Source organism: Bartonella sp. MR100HLJHH (assembly GCF_042194215.1).
Lineage (GTDB): Bacteria > Pseudomonadota > Alphaproteobacteria > Rhizobiales > Rhizobiaceae > Bartonella > Bartonella grahamii.
In genome coordinates, this window is sequence record NZ_JBHIMR010000037.1 from 1 (window position 1) to 4,281 (window position 4,281).

Genomic DNA, 4,281 nt, shown 5'->3' on the forward strand with positions numbered 1-4,281 from the left:
ATTGCAGGCGTGTTCTCAGGGGAAAAGTTGAAATCACGCATATTGAAAATATTGTCACCAGCTGCCGTCTTTGCTGCTTTGATCAACGCAACAAAGCTTTCCCTTATCGTCTCTCTCGGATGCATGGGCGCTCCTGTCCAATTAAGTGTATAAAATGATTGACTAGGATTAATAATGATACTATTATTGGTTATGAGCAATAAAGTTGAAAAAATAATCAGCTTGATGAAAGCGTCACCAAAGAACATCAAGTTTTCAGATTTGTTGGCTGTATGTGTCTATTTCTTTGGAGAACCGCGGAACAATGGTACAAGCCACTTTGTTTTTAAAACACCGTGGCTTGGTGATCCTCGTGTGAATATTCAAAAAGATTCTGGTAACAAAGCAAAAGCTTATCAAGTCAAACAAGTCTTACAAGCGATAGAAAGGATGAAACATGAACAATAATCATTATACATATCGTGTTTTGTGGTCGCAAGAAGATGAGGAATATGTTGGATTGTGTGCAGAATTCCCATCCCTTTCATGGTTAGACGTTCAAGCAGAAAAAGCTTTAAAAGGTATTATGGACCTTGTTTCAGAAGTTGTTGAGGATATGCAACATAATGGAGAAGAAGTTCCTGTGCCTTTGTCACATGGTAAATACAGTGGTAAGTTTCAATTAAGAATACCACCAGAACTCCATAGAAAACTTGCAATACAAGCCGCTGAAAATGGTGTGAGTTTAAACAGATACATTTCTTCTAAACTTTGAAGCTTTGAAAGATTTATACGCACCAAAGGAAAATTAATTCTTATGAAAACCTCTAAATTAAAACAAATACCCGTTTTTAAGACGGATAAAGAAGCAGAAAACTTTGTCGATACTGCAGATCTTACAGATTATGACTTAACTGGTTTTAAACCCGTTCATTTTGAGTTCTTACCTAAAGAAGTCTCTTGACCACTCCCCATCTTAAGAACGGGGAGGGAAGATGTGTTTTTAAATTAAGCAACCTTTTTAATGGGGCTCTCTAAATCTGGTTCATAAGTTCGCAACAAAGAATCCATACGATGTGGAAGTTCTGAAGCTCCAAAATCTGTCAAAATTGCCAAGATTTTTGTAATATTGGGCACGTCATCTTGAAGCTTTAAAACCAGAGCATCTACGACCGATTCCATAACCTCAACTATAGCATTGCAGTCCTCATCTCCAATGCCTCGATGATTAGAAAGCTTAAACAATGCCATCCATAAATCGCACAAAAAATCGATACTGCTATTCATTGCACACCCCCAAAGATTTGTTCTCTCAAACATGCCAATCCTCTGGATGTGATTTTTGTTGAAGGCAGCACCTTTTCTGTACCATCCGGTCTTTGAATGGTGATAGCAGGGCAATCCATGAATCCTTTCTTGATCTTATCCTGATAAGGTAACAGAGGCGCCCCTGGAGCCCGTCGATACACCCAATCATGTTTACGCAAGTAATCCGTTAAATCTTTTGGTCGTACCTCTAACATCTTTGCTGCTTCAATTAAGCCAAACAAACCATCAGAGCGTTTTAAACCTTCCAAAGCTTTTGCTTTTGGTGCTAATTCTGCAATAACATGATCTTTTTGCTCTATTTGACTTTGTAAGTGATTCAAAACACCAAGCAATGCCTCGGGTTTGGAGTAGTCGACTTGCGGTGTTGCTACTTGTTTTAAAAGCTGTTCACATTTGATAAAGTATTGACGCGCTTCATGCCCTTTATCATTACGCTCTATCATCGAAAGATGTTTAGCCACGTCTAACGTAATGTGGTATTCTTTTACCTTTCCACCGCTTACTAAATTTTTAGTAAGCGTTATAAAGTTTATATTTTCCTGAAATTTACATTCTTTAATGCGATTTTTAATCCAATCATTAAAGCGAGCTTTTATTTCTAAAAACGTATGTAAATCACGCGCGTTAACAGTTTGAACAGTTTCCTGATCAATAACCTGTTCTCTAATTTCTATAAGAGTATTCATAATGAATTCCTTGTTGATAGATGTTTCTTAATGACACTTTAAAAAAGTGCCGGGTGCTAAGAAACACGGCAACAAGCCCGTCGTTATGCTTTCCCCCGAAAGGGTATTTTATGGCATAACCACACCCGACAAGACCAGTATACGCTATACGCATATAATGAGTCAAAGCCTTTACAATGTGCGGAAGACTGATTATTTCGGCAACCAATCCGCTTGTTGTTTTAAGGTGTTTCTTAGGCACCTGATTCGATTATTCATACTCCTACTATAATGTCAAGCCACTTTCGATAATTTTTAAATTTTTGCTATTGGCAATTTGTAATTATTGTAAAAAAAAGAGTTGATTTATACCTTAAGATAAAATATATTCAATCTGTTAAGATTAATTATCCGTCCTTTGGAGTTCTATTTGATGCTTACACCATTTGGTAAAACCATACGAAAACTCCGTATTGATCGTGCAGAACGCCTTTTAGATATGGCTGATAAATTAGGTATATCTGTAGCGTTTTTATCTTCTGTCGAGATTGGCAAAAAATCTGTGCCTGTTGGTATGGAAGAAAAGATCATAGAATTATACGATTTAGATCAAGATATGGCTTCTCTCTTAAGAAAAGAGGCTGATTCCTGCCGTAAGAGTTTTACAATAAAGTCTTCTAATTTATCCACAGGTGAACTTGTTGGTATGTTTGCTAGAGTTATAGATAACATTTCTCCAGAAAATATAGAAAAAATGAAAAAATTATTGAAACAGATAAAAGAAAAAGAAGGTAAATAGAAGGTGTATAAAAGCATTGATTATGAAGTTCCTCCTCGTAGTTGGCACAAAATTAGTTATTTAGCTGGTTTATTTCGAATGGAATTACAATTGTCAGATGTCCAATATTTTCCAGTAATGGAGTTTATTGAACACATTTTGCCTAATATGAAGCTAGATTTTCATTTACGTATCGCAGATAAGAAAGAACTTGGAAATGTGGGTGGTTTAACCGATCCACAAGGTAAGTTCATCGTTTTAAGAGAAGATATTTATAGAGATGCGTACGATGGTAATGGTCGTGCAAGATTTACAGTTGCTCATGAATTTGCTCACCTCTTTTTACATACAAATTTACCCTTACAACGCGTAATTGATTCTCATGAAATACCTGCTTATCGCAGTTCAGAACGGCAAGCTGATCAGTTTGCCGCTGAACTTTTAATGCCACGTTCAGGTATGCCCAAATTTAAGACTCCAGAAGAGGTCGCTAAGTGCTATAAAGTTTCATTACAAGCAGCAAAGGTTAGAATGAAAACATTAAATATTAAATCAGAATAAAAAGGGTTTGAGTTGCAGCTCAAACCCATAAAGAGTTTACGTTAGGTTATGGTTCGCTAACGTAAAACCAGACAGGAAACAGCAAGATGCAACCTGTAGCAGTAAAAATTGTATCATTGTGAATGTCTCTTGTCTAGGTCTATTCACCGAGAAAGTTATCTAATGGATAACAAAAAAAAATTAAAAGAAAGTAAAACCTACGTTTTTCGTACATGGCGTAGATGTCCTCATACGGGTCAAAAACTTTACGCAAAACACTATGGGCGAAAGGCTTGGCGCATTCCAATTGAGTGAATGAGAAAAAAAGCAGAAGGGGGATATTTTATTCCCCTTCTGTACATTAGAAACATAATCAAAATTGCTTTTTAGATGAAGATTCATTACGCAAGATAAGCTTATACATACCGGATTCTGAGGCTTGGACATCTGTGATCACGAAGTGCTCTTGAGAAGAGGGGGCTTTGTTGTTTTCAGGGGAAATGATTACAACATTATCTTGAGGGTTTGGTGGTAATCCTCCAATGTCATTGATACAAAGATCAAGTTCCTTTCTTGCAATTGTCGTGGGGATTCTGCCACCGGCGTCCGATTCTGAATGCTTAATGGTGTAAATCGCTGTGATACGAAAAGATTGCTGGTTGTCCTTTCGCGTGTAGATGATGGGCTGCCCAAAAGTGTTGCCCACATCTTTAACCATTTGGTTTAGCAGCCCGTGCCATCGCATGTTATTTCGCTCCAATCACTGCTTTAAACAGCATTTCTGGGCGTGTGCAAATGTAAAGCGGATAGCTATAGACCTCCGGTTTTACCCATGCATTACGGTCGTGATCAATGATCAGCATGGTGTAGAGAGGTTTTCCAACCGTGTTGGCAAAATCCAAGCTTTCCCCTGGTGCAAAGGTTTTTTGGAAGACACCAGGCGCATCAACAGGGAAGAATTGACATTCATCAGGCTTAATTCCTATGGCG

The 4,281-nt window shown here is 37.6% G+C and carries 10 protein-coding genes and 1 pseudogene; 6 read left to right on the forward strand and 5 right to left on the reverse strand.

Features of this window, described 5'->3' with window-relative positions; translation table 11 throughout:
• A pseudogene (locus tag ACFIJ7_RS09000) lies at positions 1-248 on the reverse strand (hypothetical protein); the annotation flags it as partial.
• Between ACFIJ7_RS09000 and ACFIJ7_RS09005 the strand changes: the two are divergent.
• The 3 genes from ACFIJ7_RS09005 to ACFIJ7_RS09015 are packed head-to-tail and all read left to right on the forward strand — an operon-like array spanning position 175 to position 943.
• On the forward strand, positions 175-447 hold the full coding sequence (locus ACFIJ7_RS09005) for a toxin HicA (RefSeq protein ID WP_012231065.1): 273 nt from the start codon (positions 175-177) through the stop codon (positions 445-447). The pseudogene ACFIJ7_RS09000 and the gene ACFIJ7_RS09005 sit on opposite strands and share 74 nt — an antisense overlap.
• Positions 437-754 (forward strand): type II toxin-antitoxin system HicB family antitoxin, encoded by a 318-nt coding sequence (locus tag ACFIJ7_RS09010; protein WP_007554230.1) that lies wholly within the window; start codon positions 437-439, stop codon positions 752-754. Before ACFIJ7_RS09005 ends, ACFIJ7_RS09010 begins: the two co-directional genes overlap by 11 nt.
• A gap of 42 nt (positions 755-796) precedes the next feature.
• Positions 797-943 (forward strand): CopG family antitoxin, encoded by a 147-nt coding sequence (locus ACFIJ7_RS09015; protein ID WP_375621833.1) that lies wholly within the window; start codon positions 797-799, stop codon positions 941-943.
• A gap of 44 nt (positions 944-987) precedes the next feature.
• Here ACFIJ7_RS09015 and ACFIJ7_RS09020 read toward each other — a convergent pair whose 3' ends face one another.
• Positions 988-1,266: a hypothetical protein gene (locus ACFIJ7_RS09020; RefSeq protein ID WP_208439742.1), complete on the reverse strand. Its 279-nt coding sequence runs from the start codon at positions 1,264-1,266 to the stop codon at positions 988-990.
• Positions 1,263-1,994, reverse strand: coding sequence for an antA/AntB antirepressor family protein (locus ACFIJ7_RS09025; RefSeq protein WP_375645127.1), 732 nt, complete (start codon positions 1,992-1,994; stop codon positions 1,263-1,265). The genes ACFIJ7_RS09020 and ACFIJ7_RS09025 overlap by 4 nt, the downstream gene beginning before the upstream one ends.
• Before the next feature lie 412 nt (positions 1,995-2,406).
• Between ACFIJ7_RS09025 and ACFIJ7_RS09030 the strand changes: the two genes are divergently transcribed.
• The 3 genes from ACFIJ7_RS09030 (at position 2,407) to ACFIJ7_RS09040 (ending at position 3,606) form a co-directional block, all read left to right on the forward strand.
• The gene (locus ACFIJ7_RS09030) at positions 2,407-2,772 is read left to right on the forward strand and encodes a helix-turn-helix domain-containing protein (protein WP_004858800.1); all 366 of its coding nucleotides are present in this window, start codon (positions 2,407-2,409) and stop codon (positions 2,770-2,772) included.
• A 3-nt stretch (positions 2,773-2,775) separates the two neighbouring features.
• A complete protein-coding gene (locus ACFIJ7_RS09035; RefSeq protein WP_004858798.1) occupies positions 2,776-3,312 on the forward strand; it encodes an ImmA/IrrE family metallo-endopeptidase in 537 nt (178 codons plus the stop codon).
• Positions 3,313-3,474: 162 nt separating this feature from the next.
• Complete coding sequence (locus tag ACFIJ7_RS09040; RefSeq protein ID WP_375620503.1) at positions 3,475-3,606, forward strand: hypothetical protein; 132 nt, start codon at positions 3,475-3,477, stop codon at positions 3,604-3,606.
• A gap of 58 nt (positions 3,607-3,664) precedes the next feature.
• Here ACFIJ7_RS09040 and ACFIJ7_RS09045 read toward each other — a convergent pair whose 3' ends face one another.
• Together ACFIJ7_RS09045 and ACFIJ7_RS09050 are read right to left on the reverse strand one after the other, a co-directional pair.
• Positions 3,665-4,036: a hypothetical protein gene (locus ACFIJ7_RS09045; protein WP_375645128.1), complete on the reverse strand. Its 372-nt coding sequence runs from the start codon at positions 4,034-4,036 to the stop codon at positions 3,665-3,667.
• Between the two features lies 1 nt (position 4,037).
• Positions 4,038-4,281, reverse strand: a 244-nt coding sequence (locus ACFIJ7_RS09050; RefSeq protein ID WP_375645129.1) for a major capsid protein, incomplete at its 5' end; no start/stop codon positions are given.